General features: G+C 71.3%; 15 protein-coding genes. 14 read left to right on the top strand and 1 reads right to left on the bottom strand.

Annotated elements, in window-relative coordinates:
- Positions 1-221 precede the first annotated feature (221 nt).
- The 13 genes from ABT057_RS04790 (at position 222) to ABT057_RS04850 (ending at position 18,191) form a co-directional block, all read left to right on the top strand.
- A complete protein-coding gene (locus tag ABT057_RS04790; protein ID WP_352341007.1) occupies positions 222-2,381 on the top strand; it encodes a GH92 family glycosyl hydrolase in 2,160 nt (719 codons plus the stop codon).
- 153 nt (positions 2,382-2,534) lie between these two features.
- Positions 2,535-3,020, top strand: a complete 486-nt coding sequence (locus ABT057_RS04795) for a MarR family winged helix-turn-helix transcriptional regulator (RefSeq protein ID WP_502973777.1) — start codon at positions 2,535-2,537, stop codon at positions 3,018-3,020.
- A gap of 286 nt (positions 3,021-3,306) precedes the next feature.
- Positions 3,307-4,872: an outer membrane protein assembly factor BamD gene (locus ABT057_RS04800; protein ID WP_352341009.1), complete on the top strand. Its 1,566-nt coding sequence runs from the start codon at positions 3,307-3,309 to the stop codon at positions 4,870-4,872.
- Positions 4,873-4,979: 107 nt separating this feature from the next.
- A complete protein-coding gene (locus ABT057_RS04805; RefSeq protein WP_352341010.1) occupies positions 4,980-5,555 on the top strand; it encodes an AMIN-like domain-containing (lipo)protein in 576 nt (191 codons plus the stop codon).
- 62 nt (positions 5,556-5,617) lie between these two features.
- On the top strand, positions 5,618-8,095 hold the full coding sequence (locus ABT057_RS04810; RefSeq protein ID WP_352341011.1) for a CBM35 domain-containing protein: 2,478 nt from the start codon (positions 5,618-5,620) through the stop codon (positions 8,093-8,095).
- 99 nt (positions 8,096-8,194) lie between these two features.
- Positions 8,195-8,788 carry a DinB family protein gene (locus ABT057_RS04815; RefSeq protein ID WP_352341223.1) on the top strand — a complete coding sequence of 198 codons (594 nt, stop codon included), beginning with the start codon at positions 8,195-8,197 and terminating at the stop codon, positions 8,786-8,788.
- 153 nt (positions 8,789-8,941) lie between these two features.
- Positions 8,942-10,306 (top strand): D-alanyl-D-alanine carboxypeptidase/D-alanyl-D-alanine endopeptidase, encoded by a 1,365-nt coding sequence (dacB, locus tag ABT057_RS04820; protein WP_352341012.1) that lies wholly within the window; start codon positions 8,942-8,944, stop codon positions 10,304-10,306.
- A 588-nt stretch (positions 10,307-10,894) separates the two neighbouring features.
- Positions 10,895-11,956 (top strand): sugar ABC transporter substrate-binding protein, encoded by a 1,062-nt coding sequence (locus ABT057_RS04825; RefSeq protein WP_352341013.1) that lies wholly within the window; start codon positions 10,895-10,897, stop codon positions 11,954-11,956.
- A 23-nt stretch (positions 11,957-11,979) separates the two neighbouring features.
- A complete protein-coding gene (locus ABT057_RS04830) occupies positions 11,980-13,488 on the top strand; it encodes a sugar ABC transporter ATP-binding protein (RefSeq protein ID WP_352341014.1) in 1,509 nt (502 codons plus the stop codon).
- On the top strand, positions 13,481-14,524 hold the full coding sequence (locus tag ABT057_RS04835; protein WP_352341015.1) for an ABC transporter permease: 1,044 nt from the start codon (positions 13,481-13,483) through the stop codon (positions 14,522-14,524). Before ABT057_RS04830 ends, ABT057_RS04835 begins: the two co-directional genes overlap by 8 nt.
- Before the next feature lie 53 nt (positions 14,525-14,577).
- Positions 14,578-15,903, top strand: coding sequence for an enolase C-terminal domain-like protein (locus ABT057_RS04840; RefSeq protein ID WP_352341016.1), 1,326 nt, complete (start codon positions 14,578-14,580; stop codon positions 15,901-15,903).
- Positions 15,904-15,952: 49 nt separating this feature from the next.
- Positions 15,953-16,675: a FadR/GntR family transcriptional regulator gene (locus ABT057_RS04845; RefSeq protein WP_352341017.1), complete on the top strand. Its 723-nt coding sequence runs from the start codon at positions 15,953-15,955 to the stop codon at positions 16,673-16,675.
- Between the two features lie 85 nt (positions 16,676-16,760).
- Positions 16,761-18,191: a PP2C family protein-serine/threonine phosphatase gene (locus ABT057_RS04850; RefSeq protein ID WP_352341018.1), complete on the top strand. Its 1,431-nt coding sequence runs from the start codon at positions 16,761-16,763 to the stop codon at positions 18,189-18,191.
- 102 nt (positions 18,192-18,293) lie between these two features.
- Here ABT057_RS04850 and ABT057_RS04855 read toward each other — a convergent pair whose 3' ends face one another.
- Positions 18,294-19,217 (bottom strand): peptidoglycan-binding domain-containing protein, encoded by a 924-nt coding sequence (locus tag ABT057_RS04855; RefSeq protein ID WP_352341019.1) that lies wholly within the window; start codon positions 19,215-19,217, stop codon positions 18,294-18,296.
- Positions 19,218-19,468: 251 nt separating this feature from the next.
- Here ABT057_RS04855 and ABT057_RS04860 point away from each other — a divergent pair, with 251 nt between their 5' ends.
- Positions 19,469-20,314 carry an MIP/aquaporin family protein gene (locus ABT057_RS04860; RefSeq protein ID WP_352341020.1) on the top strand — a complete coding sequence of 282 codons (846 nt, stop codon included), beginning with the start codon at positions 19,469-19,471 and terminating at the stop codon, positions 20,312-20,314.
- Positions 20,315-20,359 lie beyond the last annotated feature (45 nt).

Raw genomic sequence — 20,359 nt, forward strand, 5'->3', positions numbered from 1 at the left:
TGGCTTGTCGCGCGGTTCCCCGCGCGCCTTCGGGCCGGCCGGCTTGCCGGGCACGGACCCGGTCGCCGCTCGGCCGCTCCTTTCACGCTGTGGCTTGCGCCGTGTGCCTGACTTCCGGGGGGTGTGCGGCACGGCGGCTCGGTGCGCGTGGCCGGGGCGGTGAGAGTGGGCGTCTCCCCCGCCGTGCGCTCCGCCGGCCCCCGCGACGCAAGGAGATCTGCGTGCGCCTGTCACCCCTCGGGGCCGCGCTGGCGGCGGCCGTGCTGCTGGCCCCGCCCGCGCGGGCCGCCACCGTCACCTCCGCGACGCCCGTCGACGACCCGGCCCAGTACGTCAACCCCTTCGTCGGCACGGCGCCGGGCGGGGTCGACTTCGGCCACGGGGGCGGCGGCGGGAACACCTTCCCGGGGGCGTCGGCGCCGCTGGGCGGCATCCAGTGGAGCCCGGACACGGTCACCCGGCAGTACGGCGGCTACGCCTACCGGGACAACCGGATCAGCGGCTTCAGCCTCACCCATCTCTCCGGCGCGGGCTGCGGCGACTTCGGCAACGTTCCGTTCATGCCGCTCACCGGGCGGCCCGCGGCGGACCCGGCGGACCGGTACGCCACCTTCTCGCACGCCGCCGAGGAGGCGTCGCCCGGGGGTTACCGCGTGGACTTCGACAACGGCATCCGTACGGAGATCAGCGCCACCCAGCGGTCCGGCATCGCCCGTGTGAGCTTCCCGGCGGAAGAGGGACGGCCCGCCGGTCTCACCGTCGACGCGGCACGGGCGTGGAACAAGGCCACCGGAACCGTCGCGGTCGGCGAGCGCACGCTGTCCGGCTCCACCGCGAGCGGCGGCTTCTGCGGCACGTCCGTCCGCTACCGCCTGTACTTCCACGCCGTCTTCGACCAGCCGTTCGCCCACAGCGAGCCGCTGGACGGGCAGCCGTCCGGTGCGTACGTGTCGTTCGCGCCCGGAACCCGCACGGTCACGGTGCGGGTCGGCATCTCCTTCGTGAGCGAGGACGCCGCCCGCCGCAACGCGCAGGACGAACAGGGGAGCCGCTCCTTCGACGAGGTACGGCGGGACGCGCGCCGGGTGTGGAACGACTGGCTCGGCCGGATCACCGTGGCCGGCGGCACCGAGGCGCGGCGCCGGATGTTCTACACCGCGCTCTACCACTCCCTCCTGCACCCCGGCGCCTTCAGCGACACCGACGGGCAGTACCGGGGCATGGACGGGCTGGTCCACCGCACCCGCCCCGGACATGTGCAGTACGCGAACTTCTCCGGCTGGGACGTCTACCGCTCCCAGATCCAGCTGCTGACGCTCCTCGCCCCGCGCGAGGCCTCGGACGTCGCGCAGTCCATCCTCGAACAGGGCCGCCAGGCGGGCTACTTCGACCGCTGGACCCTCGCGAACGGCGGCACACGGGTGATGGTCGGCGACCCGCTGCCCGCCATGGCGGCCTCCGTCCACGCCTTCGGCGGCACCGGCTTCGAGGCCCTTGAGCTGCTGCGCACGGCCGTCGCGGGCCGCCGGGACGAACGGCAGCGGCCGGGGCACACGCCCTACGACACGCTCGGCTACATCCCGGCCGGAACCAAGGGCGTGTGGGGCAGCGCGGCCACCACACTGGAGTACGCCGCCGCCGACGGCGCCCTCGCCCACCTGGCCGGACGGCTCGGCGAGAGCGGACTCCAGGCCGAGCTGACCCACGCCGCGGGCAACTGGCGCACCCTGCTCCACTCCGGCAGCCGTTACCTGCAGCCGCGCCGGGCCGACGGGACCTGGCCCGACTTCAAGCCGACGCAGCGCAAGGAGTACGTCGAGGGCAACGCGGCGCAGTACACCTGGATGGTCCCGCACGACCTGCCCGCCCTGTTCACCGCGATGGGCGGCGCCGAGGCGGTCACGGCCCGACTGGACACCTTCTTCACCGAGTTCAACGCGGGCGCCGACCTGCCGTACGCCTACCTCGGCAACGAGCCGTCCTTCCACACCCCGTGGGCGTACGACTACGCGGGCCGCCCGGACCGCGCCCAGGAGACCGTACGGCGCATCCTCACCGGCCTGTTCGGGGACGGCCCCGACGGGCTGGTCGGCAACGACGACCTCGGCGCGATGTCCTCCTGGGCGGTGTGGGCCAGCCTCGGCATGTACCCAGAGGTACCCGGCAGCTCCCAACTGGCCCTGGCCAGCCCGCTGTTCCCGGTCGCCGTGATCCGCCGGGGCAACGGCGTGAACATCACCGTCGTCGCCCCGGGCGCCTCGGACACCAACCACCGGGTACGGGACGTGCGCCTCAACGGCCTGCCCACGGACCCCCGTTGGCTGCCCGACACGTTCCCGGCCACGGGTGGCGTCCTGCTCTTCCGCCTCTCGGACGAGTAGCCGGCCCAGTCGGTGCCCAGCGCCGCGCACAGGGTGCCGACAGCGGGTCGGGATTATATCGTGCACAACTAATTAGTCTACTATTTATTTGTGCTCGATCAATTTGTGGGCGATAGAATCGAGAGGACTCGAACGCTAGGGTGGTGAGCGCCGATGACGAGCGCAGACCCCGGGAGCCGCGCAGTGGAGGTAACCTCCCCCGCACCGAACGACGGATCGCTGCTCCTCGACGACCAGCTCTGTTTCGCCCTGTACGCCGCCTCCCGGGCGGTCACGGCCCGCTACCGCCCCCTGCTGGACGAACTGGGCCTCACCTACCCGCAGTACCTGGTGATGCTCGTGCTGTGGGAGCGGGACTCGATCTCCGTGCGTGAGCTGGGCACCGCGCTCCAACTGGAGTCCAGCACCCTGTCCCCCCTCCTCAAACGGCTGGAGGCGAGCGGCCTGCTGCACCGCGAGCGCCGCCCCGACGACGAGCGCTCGGTCGCCCTGCGCCTCACCGAGGAGGGCGCCCGCCTGCGCGAGCGGGCGGCCGCCGTCCCCCTCGCCATCGGCGACGCGATGGGGCTCACCCCCGAGCAGGACACCCTCGCCAAACAGCTCCTGCGACTGGTCACGACGAACGTCACAGAAGGCTGACATGACACGGCTCGGCATCGCCCGGCACGCCGGCGTCGTACGGGACCTGGCCGGACAGTGGCTGCGGACGGTCGTCGGCGATCCGGCCGTACGGGCCGCGGCGTGGTCTTCGCCGGAGACAGCGGAATGCCCCTGTTCACGGCGTGGCAGTCGAACACACCCCGCGACACCTGAGACCACGTCCTCGCGTCCCCCGCGGAACCCCTGACCTCTGTCGGCGCGTCTTCTTCGCCCGATAGACTGACAAATCCCCGAAGTGCGGGGGACGTTGACGGGGGAGGCCGCCATGTCAGGGGATCAGTACGGCAGATACGACCACGGGTTCGCTCTGCCGCCCATTCCACCGATGCCGCCGGCCCCGCCGCCCGCCCCGGCGGACGGTGTGCGGGCCGTCGCGGTGGCCGTGCTCAACCTCAGCGGCCTGGGCCTCGGTTACGCGCTGACCCGCCGCTGGATCCTGACCGTGGTCTGCCTGGTCGCAACGGCCGTCCTGCTGCTCGTGGCGCTGCCCGCCGACCCGGACGGCGTTCCGGCGTTCGGGCTGGTCCTGTACGTCGTGTTCCTCGTCGCGGCGGCGGCGCACGGCGCCGTGGTGGGTCTGCGCACCCGGCTGACCTGGCCCGCGCCCGCGCCGCTGGCGCTCGGGCTGGCCCTGGTCCTGCTGGCCGTGCCGGCCGCGGGCGTCGTGCTGTACGACAGCGCTCGGGACGAGGCGACGCAGCAGATGCTGCTCGACCGGCTCGACAAGGCCGACAAGCTGGTGGAGGCGTCGGGCGACGAGTCCTTCAGCAGGGCCAAGTCCGACTACGACGACGCTCTGGACGTCTACGAGAACCTGAGCGCCGACCACTCCGGCTCCCGGGCCGCCGAGAAGGTGCCCGCCCGCATGAAGACGTTCTACGCGACCGTCGGCGGCGCCTACGACAAGGCCGACTACTGCACGGCGATCGAACCGCTCACCTATCTGCGCACGATCCCGAAGAAGATGCCCGAGACCGACCTCAGCGACCTGAAGACCTGGCCCGACGACAAACTGGCCACCTCGCTGTACGAGTGCGCGGCGGACGGCCTGAAGACCCGGCAGGCCGCCTGGGCCTCCCAGTTCGGCGAGCTGCTGACCACCTTCCCCGACTCCGAGCAGGCCGCGAAGGTCCAGCCGGCCGTGGCCTCGGCCGTGGCGTCCACGGCGAAGGGGCTGAGCGGCAGCGATCCCTGCTCGACGGTCGATCTGCTGAAGAACCTGAGCAGCGACATCGAGAGCATCCAGGCCGAGGACGCGAGCGTCTCCGACGCGCTCACCAAGGACGCCGGCCAGGCCTCGAGCCGCGCCGACGCGGGCGCGTACACCTGCGGCGTCGACCAGTACAAGGACGGCGACTTCGACGCCGCGCAGACGACCATGGAGGAGTACGCCTCCTCCCACAAGTCCGCCAAGAACGCGTCCCTGGCGAAGAAGATCGCGATCGCCGCGGAGGTCGCCCAGACGGTTCCGGCCGCCGGCAAGAAGCTGCCCACGACGCGCACCGGCGGCAGCATCTCGGTCACCGTGCAGAACGACAGCCCCGACGACATCACCGTCATGTACACGGGCCCGGTGACCGGCAGCTTCACCCTGAAGGGCTGCGGCAGCTGCAAGGCGTACTCCTTGGCCAGCACGATCACCCCGGGCTTCAAGCCGTGCAACGCGAACAAGAACTACCCGGAGAAGACGATCAGCCTGCCGGTGGGCACCACGTACTTCCTGCACAAGCCGAAGAGCGACAGCCTCTCCACGCCCGGCTCGGACACGGCCAAGCTGGAGTCCGGGTACATCTACACGGAGTGCGCCTACACCACCCAGAGCCTGTCGTAGCTCCGGCACCGCCGCACGCTGCCCAGGTTCCGGCAAAGAAAGTGCAACCTTCGGGCCAACCAGACTGTCTCCCCTGATACCAGACACTCAACCCTTGGGGGAACAAGATGGTAAGAAGCAGGACAGTCTGGGCGTGTGCGGCACTCCTGACCGTCACGCTGGGCGCGACCGCGATGCCCGCCGTGGCCGCCCCGGCGGCGGCCCAGCGGGCGGTCGCCGCCTGCCCGACCGGCTGGGGCAGCCTCGACAAGTCGGACTTCGCCGGCACGTCGGGCGAGTCCGTCACGAACGTGCGGACCGGCCGTCACGACTGCTACGACCGGTTCGTCGTCGACGTCCCCGGCGCGAGCGCCGACCAGCTCGGTTACGCGGTCGGATACGTGGACGAGCTGATCCAGGACGGATCGGGCAAGCCGATCCCGATCAACGGGGGCGCCATCCTGGACATCCGGGTGATGGCACCCGCCTACGACCCCGAGACCGGCACCGCCACCTACCCCGGCGTGCCCCGGCAGCCCCTGCCGGGTGTGAACCTCACCGGCTACAGCACGTTCCGGGACACCCGGTACGGCGTCAGCTTCGAGGGGCAGACGCAGTTCGGACTCGGGGTGCGCGCCCGGCTGCCGTTCCGCGTGCTCCAGCTGGACGGCCACCTGGTGGTGGACGTGGCGCACTCCTGGTGAACCGCGGGTGACGGCCGCCGTCGCCCCTTGACGCCCGGTCAGTGACCGGCCACAATCCCGCTATGGATGTGACCGGTCACAACCCTACGGACGCCCGACAGACGGCGACCGTCGCCGTCCCTCCGCGGCTCACCGTCGACCTCGCCGAGTCCGAGGGCCCGGTGCTGCACGGCGCCAACGGCGCGCTGTACGGGCTCAGCGACGACGGGGTCCCCGGTGACGCCGTGCTCGCCCCCCTGAAGATCACCAGCATCTCCCAGAAGCCGGAGGGCGGCGCCCAGCACCCCAACGGGGACGCGCTCACGGTGGCGAGGTCGTTCTTCCGCTGCGGCGGCGGTGACGTCTACGTGCTGCTGCAGGACGTCTACACCGAGTGGCCGTACGAGGACCTGGGCATCGACGACTACCTGCCCAGGGTCGACCGGATCGTCCGCGAGATCTCGGCCGCTCCGCACGCCGACCGGTTCGTCCACGTCCCGTTCAACGAGCCCGACCAGATCTGGTACCACCTCGACGTCACCGACCCGGCGGAGTACGAGGCCAACCGGGACCGGTTCCTGCGGGACTGGAAGACGGTGTACGAGCGCATCCGGGCGATCGACCCGCGGGCCCGGATCGCCGGCCCCAACGAAGCCGCCTACCACCGCCGTCTGCTGACCGACTTCCTCGCCTTCGCCCGGCGCGAGAACGTGCTGCCCGACGTGCTGACCTGGCACGAGCTGGACTCCGGCTCGTTGCGGGACTTCCAGGCCCACCACGACGAATACCGGTCGATCGAGCGGGAGTCGGGCGTCGCCCCGCTGACCGTCCACATCGACGAGTACGCCAACCGCCGTGACCTCTCCGTGCCGGGCCAACTAGTGCAGTGGGTCTCGATGTTCGAGCGGAACAAGGTGTACGCCAACCAGGCCTACTGGGACGCCGCGGGCGACCTCAGCGGCAACGTGGCGGGCACGAACAGCCCCAACGGCGGCTGGTGGTTCTTCCGTTGGTACGCGGGCCTGACCGGCGACACCGTCCGGGTGACCCCGCCGCAGCCGCACACCGTCGACACCCTGCAGGGCCTCGCCTGCCTCGACACCACGCGCCGCCAGGCCCAGGTGCTGCTCGGCGGTTCGGACGGCGACGCCGATGTCGTCGTCCGGAACGTCTCCCCGTCCGTCTTCGGCCCCGCGGTCGTCGCGACCGTCGCCGAGGCCGCCTGGTCCGGCTACGAGGGGGCGCACCCGGCACCGCGGGTGCTGGCACGGACGAAGACACGGGTGGCCGACGACGGCTCGGTGCGGGTGCCGCTGCGCGGACTGCGCCGGATGTCCGCGTACCGGATCGTCCTCACCCCCGCCGGGACGGGCACCCCCGCCCCCGCCACCGTCCCCTGGTCGGCGTCGTACGAGGCCCAGGACGCGGCCGTCACCGACGGCGAGGTCCGCACCCAGGGCACGGTGAGCGAGCCCAACGGCTACGCGGCCTCCGGGACCCGCGACGTCGGCTCGCTCGGCTTCCCGTCCAGCAAGGTGGACTTCACGGTGTCGGTCCCCGAAGACGGCACCTACGACCTGGCGATCCTGTACGGCAACCAGTCCGGCACCCCCGCCACCCAGCGGCTGTCGGTCGACGGTGGCGCCCCGGTCACCGTCTCCTTCCCGTCCACCCAGAACTGGACCCACTACGGCAGGCAGGAGGTCGCTCTCCGCCTGTCGACCGGTGCGCACGTCCTGACCCTCGGCAAGGGCGAGGCGGAGGTCACCCTCGACCACGTCGGTCTGACCGCCCGCACCGGCCCCCCGTCCGCCTCCTACGAGGCGACGCTCGCGGACATCGAGGGCAGCCCGTCGTACGACTACGCGTCGTCGTCCGGGACCGGCACGGGCGCGCTCGTCCTGGGCGGGGGCGACCGGGCGGTCTTCGACGTGTTCGCCCCGCGCGACGGCTACTTCACGGTCGTTGCGCGGGCCTCCGAGCCGGTGGAACTCGCCCTGCACGGCGAGACGGTGACGGCCGGGCCCGGCCGGCCCCTGCGGCTGTACCTGGCGGCGGGCAACAACCGGATCGCGGTGACGGCCGGGTACGCCTCCGTGCGTTCCCTCGACGTCTCGGGCGACGGCTCGACGGCCGGCACGCTGTCCTGCGAGGCCGCCGCCGCGGTTCTCACGGGCGGAGCGGAACTGGCCGGCTCCGGCGACGCCCCCGGCGGCCACCGCGTCACGCGGCTCGGCGACGGGCCCGAGAGCACCGCCCGCTTCACGGTGGACGTGCCCCGGGCCGGCCGTCACCTGCTCGTCGTCCACTACGCGCACGACGACCGGCGCGACAACGGCCACGCCTACAACACGGACATCGTGTCCCGCACGGCGGACATCACGGTGGGCTCCAGAGCCCCGCTCCGGGCGGTCTTCAAGAACACCTGGAGCCCGCACGACCGCTGGACCCTGGCCGTCCCCGTCGACCTGGAACAGGGCGTGAACACGGTGACCCTGGGCAACGCGACCGGCCGGGCCCCGGACGTCTTCCGCATCGAAATCGGCCGGATCATAGGCTGAACGGGTGATTCTCGCCCTTTCCCACTTCGCTTCTCCCACCCCATTGGCCCCTGTCCTGACATACGGAGTTCTGCCGTGATTCCAGCTCGTCCGGCCCCGATGCTGGAGCAATTCGACTTCGGGTGCGAGCGTCTTCTCGGCCGTATCGCGGGACCCGCCATGGACAGCGGTGACGGGACGCCGGCCGAGGTCGGTCCGTTGACCGACGACGAGTACTTCTGGGAGCCGGTGCCCGGCTGTTGGTCGGTCCGGCGGAAGGCGGACGGGCCGGGGACGCGAGCCGCCTTCCTGGCCGGCGCGGGCGAGTGGGGACGCGACGCGGCGCCGTATCCGCACCCCTGGCCGCCGCCCTTCACGACCCTCGCGTGGCGGCTGAGCCACCTCACCGAGATGCTCTCCCTGCGCGCCGAACACACCGCGGGCGGCCACCTGTTGACCAGAGACGACCATCCCGTCAGCGGGAGCGCCACGGCAGCCGTCGCGGCCTTCGGCGCCGCCACCGCGGCCTGGCGGGAAGCGCTGCTGGGCATCGACGACGCCACGCTGGACGTCGTCGGGTACTGCACGTACCCGCACGGCAGCGATCCGGAGGAACCGTTCCTCGACATCGTGTGGTGGGTGAACCAGGAGGTGCTGCACCACGGAGCGGAGATCGCCCTGCTGCGCGATCTGTACCGGGCGGGAAAGGGCTGAGGAGCCGGCCCGGAATTCCCGTCCGCCCAATGCCGGTCAATTACCGCCACCCGTTGCTCTTTTGTTGCCTGTGAGTTGCGTGTGGCACAGGTGGTACGGTGCCGCCGAATTCTCTTTTCGCAGAGCCCCCACACGAAAGCCGTGAAACCTTCCATGCGCGACATAACTCCAGAGACCGCCGAAGCCTCTTTCGTCCCGAGCGGCCGGCGCCGGCACCGTAAGGCTCCGCAGGGCGGCAGAGGAATGCGGCGGGCGCTGGTGCTCGCCATGGCCGTCCCCGTCGCCTCGGTGGCGCTGTCGGGCCCCTCGGCCTTCGCCGCCGACAAGGGCGTCGGCACCACCGCCAAGGACATCGCGGAACTCGACGCCGACGACCAGCAGATGGTCGCCAACCTCGAGGCCCGCGTCATCGACCAGCGACTGGGCTCCGACGTCAGTGGCGTGGTCCTCGACGCGGAGTCGGACGACACGCTCTGGGACCACAACGGCGCCACCGCGCTGATGCCCGCGTCCAACACCAAGCTCGCCACGTCGACCGCCGCGCTCACCGTCCTCGGCCCGGACCACCGGTTCACCACGAAGGTGGTGTACGGCGACGGCACGCTGACCCTGATCGGCGGCGGCGACCGGACGCTGACCAGCGCCGACCTCGCCGAGCTGGCGAAGACGGCGATCGCCGGCCTGAAGGCGGCCGGGCTGACCTCGGTGAAGGTCGCCGTGGACGACAGTCTCTTCCCCGAGCCGACCCTGGCGAACGGCTGGAACACCGGCTACTACCCCGACTCCATCACCCCGGTGCGCGCGCTCGTCGTCGACGGGAACATGGTGGACGACACCTCGCTCGACGCGGGGCAGGTCTTCGCCCAGCAGCTCACGGCGGACGGCATCACCGTCGACGGGGACGTCACCCGGGCCACGGCGGGCTCGGGCACCGTCCCGGTGGCCAGCCACGAGTCGGCACCGCTGTCGGACTACGTCCACACGATGCTCAAGACCAGCGACAACAACATGGCCGAGTCCCTGCTGCGGATGACCGCGCTCGGCGCGGGCCAGCCCGCCACCTTCGAGGGCGGCACGACGGTCGTGCGCCAGGTGCTGAGCGAGAAGTACGGCGTGTCCCTCGACAACTTCGAGATCTACGACGGCAGCGGGCTGTCCCGCGCCAACCGCATCCCGGCGGCCACCCTCGCCGAGATCCTGGAACTGCTGACGCTGCCCCAGTACGAGGACACGCTCAGCTCGATCCTCGACGGCCTGCCCGTCTCCGGCGAGGCGGGCAGCACCCTCGGCCCGGAGTGGGGCCGCTTCGACGACGCGAACTCCAAGTGCGCCGTCGGCAAGGTGCACGCCAAGACCGGCACGCTCACCGGGGCCATCGCCCTGAGCGGTCTGACGCAGGGCAAGGACGGCAAGTGGAAGGTGTTCTCCTTCATCGAGAACAACTCCACCGCCAACGCGAGCGACATCAAGGACGCCATGGACGGCCTGGCCGCGACGGTCAACGGCTGCTGGGCCTGACGCCTCCGGTCACGGGGCCGTGAAGTAGAAGGCCCACAGCTCATCGGTTCCGCCGTTCCAGGGTGCCTGGCGGCGGAACCGTCGGGGGTGGCACCCCTTCCGTCGTCGACCGCGCCGTTGGTGCGGTCGGCCATCTCGTGGCATCCGCCGGCCTCGACCGCCTGCCATCGGCGGGTCGGGGCCGGCGCCCCCACGTCCATTGCTCCAGGTCCGCCCCGGAGACCTGGCAAGTCGGCCCAAGGGCTGTCCCGTAATCCCCGGCGGACGCGCGACGACAGCCACGGCACCTCGCCGCGTTGTCGCCCGCGTCGTACATGTCCCGCGGGCCGGACCTGGTGTCCTTGAACCACTGCTTGGGCCACTGGACGACGATCACCCGCGCATCCGGCTGATGTCAACAGGCCTGCACGCGATTGATGGGATGAATCCCATCCCGCGGGAGACGGTACCTTTCGATCTCAACACCCCTGAGCTGGCTCTCTGTTGATGAGCCCTTACCGGGGGTAGACGGCGCGCGTACCGCAGCTATATATACATCCTATCTCTTGGATGCATCTCCCGCTCCGGGACCAGCGTGAGGAAGTACCGATGAGAATCCGCAACGTCCTCTGTTCCGCTGCCTCCACCCTGTCCGTACTGGCGCTGCTCAGCGCCTGCGGCGGCTCCGGCACCGCCGCCTCCTCGGACGGCAAGCCGCTGGTCGGCGTCGACTACCCGCGGTCCGACACCGACTTCTGGAACTCGTACATCAAGTACACGCCGGACTACGCCAAGAAGCTCGGCCTCTCCCTCAAGACGACCAACTCGCAGAACGACGTCGCCAAACTCACCGCCAACGCACAGACGTTCATCAGCCAGGGCGTCAAGGGCATCGCGATGGCGCCGCAGGACACCGCCGCCGTCGCACCGACGCTGGCACAGCTGGAGGCGAAGAAGATCCCGGTGGTCACCGTCGACACCCGCCCGGACAGCGGCAAGGTCTTCATGGTGGTGCGCGCCGACAACCGGGCGTACGGCGAAAAGGCGTGCCAGTACCTCGGCACCAAGCTCGGCGGCAAGGGCAAGGTCGTGATGCTGCAGGGCGACCTCAACTCCATCAACGGCCGAGACCGCACCGAGGCGTTCAACGAGTGCATGAAGAAGGACTACCCCGGCATCAAGGTGTTCGGGGAGGCCACCAACTGGGACGGCGCGGTCGCGGCCCAGAAGCTCCAGACGGACCTCACCGCCAATCCGGACATCAAGGGCGTCTACATGCAGGCCAGTTTCGCGCTGTCCGGAACCCTGCAAGTCCTCAAGCAGAAGGGCCTGTTGGTGGGGCCCAAGGACAAGAAGCACGTGTTCGTCGTCTCCAACGACGGCATTCCGGAGGAGCTGAAGGACATCGCCGCCGGCAAGATCGACGCGACGGTCTCCCAGCCGGCCGACCTGTACGCCGAGTACGCCCTGTACTACCTGAAGGCCGCGATCGACGGTAAGTCCTTCAAGCCCGGCAAGACCGACCACGACAGCACCATCGTCCAGGTCCGCGAGGGTCTGCTGGAGGACCAGCTCGCCGCTCCGCTGGTCACCTCCGACGGCGGCACCTACGGCGGGGTCCCGAGCCTCAAGAGCACCGACACCTCCCTGTGGGGCAACAACCTCGGCTGACGGCTCACGACAAGGCGGTTGAGATGAGTGACGCGGAGCCGCCCGTCGTCGAGGCGGCGGGCATAGTCAAGCGATTCGGTCCGACGGTGGCCCTGGACGGCGCCCGGATCACCATCAGGCCCGGCGAGACCCACGCACTCGTCGGCCGCAACGGGGCGGGCAAGTCGACCCTCGTGTCCGTCCTCACCGGCCTGCAGGCCCCGGACGAGGGGACGGTGACCTTCGGCGGCCGCCCGGCACCGCGGCTGACGGACCCGGGCGCCTGGCGCGCCCGCGTGGCCTGCGTCTACCAGAAGTCGACGATCATCCCCACCCTGACCGTCGCCGAGAACCTCTTCCTGAACCGGCACGACCACGGCCGCGGCGGCCTCATCAGCTGGCAGGGCACCCGCCGCCGCGCACGGGAACTGCTGTCGACCTGGTCGGTGGAGGTGGATCCGCAGACGCCGGCCGGTGAACTCGACGTGGAACAGCGGCAGTTCGTGGAAATCGCCCGTGCTCTGTCCTTCGGCGCCCGGTTCATCGTCCTGGACGAGCCCACCGCGCAGCTCGACGCGGCGGCGATCAACCGGCTCTTCGAGCGGATCCGCGACCTGCAACGCCAGGGCGTGACCTTCCTGTTCATCAGCCACCACCTCCAGGAGATCTACGAGATCTGCGACATGGTCACGGTGTTCCGGGACGCCCGGCACATCCTCACCGCACCGGTGGCGGAACTCCCCCGCGGCGAACTCGTCGCCGCCATGACCGGCGAGGCGGCCGCCGAGCTGCGCGTCCCGCGCGCGAGCACCCTGGACGGCCGTGCCCCGGCCGCGCTGAACGTGCGGGACCTGGGCGGCGGCACCTACGCGGACGTCACCTTCCGGGTCGGGGCCGGGGAGATCGTCGGGCTGGCGGGGGCCGCCGGCAGCGGGCGTACCGAGGTCGCCGAGACCGTCGTGGGGCTGGCCGCGGCCGACACCGGCGAGGTGGAGATCGCGGGCAGCCGGCCGCGGCCGGGGAGTGTGCCCGCCGCGCTCGCCGCGGGGGCGGGATTCGTCCCGCAGGACCGGCACCACCAGGGGCTCGTGCCGGGGATGTCGATCGCGGACAACGCCACGCTGTCCGTGCCCGGCCGGCTCGGCCGGGGCGGGCTCATCGACCACCGCCGGCGGGACGGACTGGCCCGGGGGCTGATCGAGAACCTGGCGATCAAGACGCCTGGCCCCGAACTGCCCGTGTCCGCGCTGTCCGGCGGCAACCAGCAGAAGGTCGTCATGGCCCGCGCCCTCGCCGACGACCCCCGGCTGCTGGTCCTGATCAACCCGACCGCGGGCGTGGACGTGCGGTCCAAGGAGTTCCTCCTCGGCAAGGTCGAGGAGACCGCCCGGGCCGGCACCGGAGTGCTCATCGCCTCCGACGAACTCGACGATCTGCGCGGGTGCGACCGGGTCCTGGTGATGTTCCAGGGCCGGGTGACGACGGAACTGCCCCGCGGCTGGCACGACCACGACCTCGTGGCCGCGATGGAAGGAGTGGACCTTCATGCGTGACACCGTCCTCACCGATGCGCCCTCCCCCAAGGCGACCGGTCCGGCGGCCCTGCGGCGCGGCCTGTTCGGCGGCCGGATCCCGCTGGCCCGGCTGCGCGACCTCGCGCTCGTCCCCGCGATCGTGGTCATCGCGATCGTCGGACAGATCGTCAACCCGGTCTTCCTGCGGTCCGACAACCTCATCAACGTGCTGCAGACCATGTCCGAGATGGCCCTGCTGGTCCTCGCCCAGGCGATGATCCTGATCGTCAAGAAGATGGACCTCTCGCTGGAGTCGACCATGGGCCTCGCGCCCGGTGTCGCGGCCTGGCTGGTGGTGCCCACCGGCGCCGGACACGGCCTCGGCCTCCTCCCCGGCGCCTGGGCCATCCCGGTCACCCTCGCCGTCGGCGCGCTCATCGGCGTGGTCAACGCCCTGCTGATCATCCGCTTCGGCCTCAACGGCTTCATCGTCACCCTCGGCATGCTGATCACCCTGCGCGGCATCCTCACCGGCATCTCCGGCGGCCAGACCTTCTTCCAGCTGCCGCAGTCGATGCTCTACCTGGGCACGGCGGAATGGCTCGGCATGCCCGCCTCCATCTGGATCTGCCTGCTGCTCTTCGCCGTCGCCATCGTGGTCCTCGGCTGGACCGGCTTCGGGCGGTCGCTGTACGCCATCGGCGGCAACGTCGACGCGGCCAAGGCGGCGGGCATCCGCACCGACCGGGTCCTGTGGACCGTCCTGGTCACCGGCAGCGTGCTCGCCGCCCTCGCCGGACTGCTGCTCTCCGGCCGCCTGGCCTCCGTCGCCTCCGCCCAGGGCAACGGCTACATCTTCACCGTCTTCGCCGCCGCGGTGATCGGCGGGATCAGCCTCAACGGCGGCAAGGGCACCATGTTCGGGGCCTTCTGCGGCATCCTCCTGCTCTTCATGATCCAGAACGTGCTCACCCTGGGCGGCGTCCCCGCGCAGTGGATCGGCGCCCTCAACGGCCTGATCATCCTCGTCGCCCTCGCCATCTCCCGCATCACAGGAGGCAAGGTCCAGGAGTGACCCGCGCGGCCGTCACCGCCGGCCGTCTCTCAACCGACCCCGGGAGTCACCTCATGTCCCCTGCTGTGTCCGGTTCCGCCCGCATCACCGCGCTGGACGTCCTCGACGTACGGTTCCCGACCTCCGAGCACCTGGACGGGTCGGACGCGATGAACCCCGAGCCCGACTACTCGGCGGCCTACGTCGTCCTGCGCACGGACGCGGCCGGGGGCGGAGCGGAGGGGCACGCCCTGGCCTTCACCACCGGCCGCGGCAACGATGTCCAGGCCGCCGCCATCGCGGCTCTCGCGCCGTATGTGGTGGGCCGGCCGGTGGCGGAGGTGTGCGGGGACCTCGGCGGCTTCGCCCGCTCCCTGGTCCACGACCCCCAACTGCGCTGGCTGGGGCCGGAGAAGGGCGTCATCCACATGGCGACCGGCGCGGTCGTCAACGCCGCCTGGGACCTGACGGCCAAGCTCGCCGGGAAGCCGGTGTGGCGGCTGCTGGCCGAGATGCCGCCGGAGGAACTGGTCGCGCAGGTCGACTTCCGCTGGCTGTCGGACGCCCTGACCCCCGAAGACGCGCTGGAGATCCTGCGCCGCGCCGAGCCGGGCCGCGAGGAGCGCGTCGCACGTCTGCTGGAGCACGGCTACCCCGCCTACACCACCACCCCCGGCTGGCTGGGCTACTCCGACGAGAAGCTGGCCCGGCTGGCCCGCGAGGCCGTCGGCGAAGGCTTCACCCAGATCAAGCTGAAGGTCGGCGCGTCGCTGGAGGACGACATACGGCGGATGCGCACCGCCCGCGAGGCGGTCGGCGACGGCATCCGGATCGCCGTGGACGCCAACCAGCGCTGGGACGTCCGGCCCGCGATCGACTGGATGCGGGCCCTCGCTCCCTACGACCCGTACTGGATCGAGGAGCCCACCTCCCCGGACGACATCCTCGGCCACGCGGCGATCCGCGAGGCGCTGCGCCCGATCAGGGTGGCCACCGGGGAGCACATCGCCAACCGGGTCGTGTTCAAGCAGCTGTTGCAGGCCGGCGCGGTGGACGTCGTGCAGATCGACTCCGCCCGGGTCGGCGGGGTCAACGAGAACCTCGCGATCCTGCTGCTCGCCGCGAAGTTCGGGGTGCCGGTGTGCCCGCATGCCGGCGGGGTCGGGCTGTGCGAGATGGTCCAGCACCTGTCGATGTTCGATTTTGTCGCCGTGTCCGGCACGCTCGAGGACCGGGTGATCGAATATGTCGACCATCTGCACGAGCACTTCGTCGACCCGGTCCGGGTCGCCGGCGGCCACTATCTCGCCCCGACGCGTCCCGGGCTGGGCGCGCAGATGCGCCCCGGGTCACTGAAGGAGTACGCCTACCCCGACGGGCCGGTCTGGAGCGCTCGGTGACCTTCGCCGAGGCCGGAGCGCCGGGGGACGGCCACGGGAGGAGGCCGCGGTGTCCCTGACCGACAAGGCCATCGAGCAGATCCGTGAGCTGATCCGCACGGGGGCGCTGCCACCGGGCTCCAAGCTGCCGCCGGAACAGGACCTGGCGGCCCAGCTGGGCCTGTCCCGCAACCTGGCCCGCGAGGCGGTCAAGGCCCTGGCCGTCGCCCGCGTCCTGGAGGTCCGGCGGGGCGACGGCACGTATGTCACCAGTCTCCAGCCCAGCCTGCTCCTGGAGGGGCTGGGCGGGGCGGTGGAGCTGCTGCTGGGCGACTCTGCCGCCCTGCAGGACCTGATGGAGGTACGGCGGCTCCTCGAACCGGTCGCCACCGCGCTGGCCGCGCTAAGGATCTCCGACGAGCAACTCGCCGAGGTGAAGAGTCATCTGGACGCGATGCGTGAGGCACGCGACGACGTGGAGCTGCTGATGTCGCACGACGCGGCCTTCCACCGCACGGTGGTCGCCGCCACCGGCAACGAGACGCTGCTCACCCTCCTGGAGGGCATCTCGGGCCGGACGCTGCGTGCGCGGATCTGGCGCGGCCTGGTCGACGACCAGGCCGCGGGCCGGACCCTCGCCGAACACCAGGCGATCTTCGCGGCGCTGTGCACCCGCGACTTCGTCCTCACCCAGGCCGCCGCGCTGCTGCACGTGAGCAACACCGAGCGGTGGCTGAGGGAGCACCTGCGCACCACACGGCCGCACCGGGCAGGCCGCACCGAGCAGGCCTGACGGGGGCCGGACGGCGGACGGCGGAAAGCAACTACGGCCCTGACCTCGAAACTTGACGCGCCATCATATAGTTGCCGACTATTGCGTGGCGATTGGCGATCCGTTGCTCCCGCCACGCGGCCGCCCCCACGCGAAAGGCACGACCCTGCGGAACGACCCGCGCAGCCGCGACACCGACGCACCCGGCCCCCTGCCCTCCCCCCGCCGGTCGGCGTTCTCCCCCGCGGCCGACGTCATCGGCTCCGAACTCGATCTGCGGATGACCGGCAGCCATGTCGTGCACGCGGTGACACCCGGATTCTGCGACGCGGCGTCGGTGTACCTGCTGGAACGCTGGCGGCGCGAGGAGGACGCACACACCGCCGCCGACCCTCCCCTCGTCGAGGCGCGCCGGCTGGCGCTGCGGGTGGTGGGGCCGGAGGCGGACGAGGACTGGGAGGAGACGCTGCCGGTCGGCGAGATGGTGTCCTTCCCGCGCGAGACGCCGTACATCCGTGCTCTGGCCGCCGGACAGGCGCAGGTGCTCGACACGGTGGACCGCCACACGTTCGAGCGGCTCGTCGCGTCCGGGGCCGCCGAGGCCCGCCGGGGCGATCTGCTGCGCGTGGCCTCCTTCCTGATCGTCCCGCTGCGGCTGCGGGGCACCTCGATCGGCTTCATCACCTGCACGCGCGGAGCGGGCCGGCCGGCGTTCCGGCCCGCGGACGTGGCGGCCGTGGAGGCACTGGCCGCGAAGGCCTGCGTGGCGCTGGACAACGCGCGCAGCTACGAGCGTGAGCGCCGCACGGCGCTGGCCATCCGGGACAGTCTGCCGCCGGGCCCCGCGCAGAAGTTCGAGGGCTGCCGGACAGCGCACGGCTGTCTGCCGGCCGGCCGGGGCAGTGTGGTGGGCGGCGACTGGTACGACGTACTGCGGCGGCCGGGCGACCGGGTCGGCCTGATCGTCGGGGACGCGATGGGCCACGGCCCGGAGTCCGCGGTCGCGATGATCCAGCTGCGCACCGCCCTGCGCACCCTGGCGGGCCTGGACATCCCCGCGGACGAGCTCATACGCCGGCTAGACGCGCTCGCCAGCGACACACCGGGCGCGTCGTTCGCGACCTGTGTGTACGCCGAGTGGGACGCCCGGGAGCACACCTGCACGCTGGTGGCGGCGGGCCACCCGCCCCCGCTGCTGCGCGGCCCGGACGGCCGTACCTCCCCGGTCGCCCTGGCCGGCGCGGGCCTGCCGCTGGGCCTGGGCACGGGCAGCTACGAACCGACCGTGCTGACCGTGTCCGAACCGGCGCTCCTCGCGCTCTACAGCGACGGACTGGTCGAGTCACGCGACGCCGACATAGACCAGGAGATCAACCGGCTGGCGCGTGCCCTGGACGAGGCCGCCGAGGCCGCCGACGCGGACGACCCGGGTGCGCTGCCCTCGCTGTGCGAACGGCTGCTGCGGAGCCCGTCCGGCGCGGCGGGCGCAGACGACCGCACGCTGCTGCTCGCCGAACTGACACCGGCCGCCGGCTGAGGCACGGCCCGCCTTCGTCACCCTTGTCGGAGTGCGAGCGTTTCCGATCGGTTGTGTGCGACCCCCGCGACCCCCTGGTCCTCGGGCGAGTGGCGCGCGGCGTCATGGCTCCGAGGTCTCGGATTCGAGGGATTTCCGGGTCGCCGCCCCGTAGACGCCAGGCTCGTCGGCGAGGACGAACCGGGCGAGCTGGTAGCTGCGGACGGCGCTCTCGACCTCGCGGTCGAAGTCGCCGTCCGCGTCACCCTCGTAGAAACCTGCCTGTTTCAGGCGCAGTTGGAGTTCGACCACCTCGGGGCCGGTGTCCCCGAAGCGGAGCACGGGAGCCGGCCCTTCGGACAGGGTCGGCGCGGGGACGGCCGTGGCCGTGGCGCCGGTGGACGACGGCGTCGGGGTGGGGGTGCCCGTCGGGGCGGTCCGGCTCTCGGAAGGGGTCGCGCTCGGCGATGAGGAGGGGGTCGAGGACGTCCGCGCCGAGGACACCGTCGGGGAGGGGGTGGCGGAGGGGGCGCCGGTCCCGGTGGCTCCGGCCGGGACGCTCGCCCGCACGTCCTCGGGGCCGTCGCCGTCCCGGGCGGGGCTGCGGTACGTGAACAGTACGGCGATCAGACCTCCCGTGGCGACGACGGCCGCCGTGGCCGCCACGCCGACGGTCAGCACGACCCGGCGTGGCCGGCGCCGGCCGTTCCCGACGGCCTCGGCCACCGGCTCCGGCGGCTCGGGGGGCTCAGACGGCTCAGACGGCTCAGACGGCTCCAGCGGCTCCAGCGGCTCCGGCGGAGCCGGTGGCTCTTCCGCCGCCGGGGGCGGGATCTCCTCGGGTTCCCCGGAGGCCCGCGGGGCGTCACCGACCTCGACGAACGGCCGGATGCGCAGGGGATCGAAGTCCTCCGCGGCGGCCGTCTCCGCAGCCCGGGCCTCGAGGTGGGCGTCGGAGGCGCGGCGACCGCAGGAGCAGGCCGGGGTGCCGTCCGCGGCCCGGGGCGTCCCGCACTCCGGGCAGACGAGGCCGGTCGGATCGCTCACGCGGGCACCTCTCCATGCAAATTACAGGGTTCAAACGCATCTACCGCACAGGATCCCCGGGAGTCCCGCGAATCCGGAATCGAGAGATCCGGAGCGTCGAAAAACAGCCACGCGAGGCCCCGCGGGAGCACCCCGGACCACCGGGGATAAATGTTTCGTATGTGCGATATGTAGGTGATCGTCCTATTCTGATGCCATGAGGACTCGGGTCAATCTGCGGCCGGTCCTGAGCCGGCCGGAATCGAGCTTCCATGGCAGAGCGGCTGAAAAGACTTGGACTGATCGGCGAGCTGTCGGCCGAATTTCTCGGGACCATGATTCTGATCCTGTTCGGCTGCGGAGTAGTGGCTCAAGTGGTGGCGGGCGGTGGACTGACCACGCCACCCGGCGGCCTCGGCAACCATGACAGCATCGCCTGGGCGTGGGGCATCGGCGTCACCATGGGCGTGTACGTCGCGGCCCGGCTGAGCGGGGCGCATCTCAACCCCGCCGTGACCGTGGCCCTGGCCGCGTTCAAAGGGTTCCCCTGGAGCAAGGTGGCGCCCTACGCGCTGGCGCAGACGGCCGGCGCGTTCGTCGCGGCCCTCATCGTGCGGTGGAACTACACCGAGGCGCTCGGCACGTACGACCCCGGCCACACCATCAAATCGCAGGGTGTGTTCTCGACGCTCCCCGCGAACGGCAATCCGAAGCTGCCGGTCCACGAGTGGGGGGCCTTCCGTGACCAGGTCATCGGCACGGCCATCCTGCTGCTGCTGATCCTGGCCATCACGGACCTGCTCAACACACCGCCGGGAGCCAATCTGGCCCCGTGGATCATCGGTCTCGTGGTCGTGGGCATCGGCATGGCCTGGGGCACCGACGCGGGATACGCGATCAACCCGGCACGTGACTTCGGACCCAGGCTCGCGAGCTACATCACGGGGTACGGCACAGCCTGGAGAGATCAGTACGACAACTTGTACTTCTGGGTGCCGATCATCGGGCCGCTGGTCGGCGGTCTGCTCGGCGCGTTCCTGTACAAGTTCTTCGTCGGCAGGTTCCTGCCGACGGCTGAGCCGGAGCCTCCGGGCCGCGTCCCGGCCCCCGAGGAGTGACACCCCCGAAGAAACCCCAGGACCGACACCCGGAACCGACATCCC

The sequence above is a fragment of the Streptomyces sp. NPDC002588 genome (assembly GCF_040295925.1).
Lineage (GTDB): Bacteria > Actinomycetota > Actinomycetes > Streptomycetales > Streptomycetaceae > Streptomyces.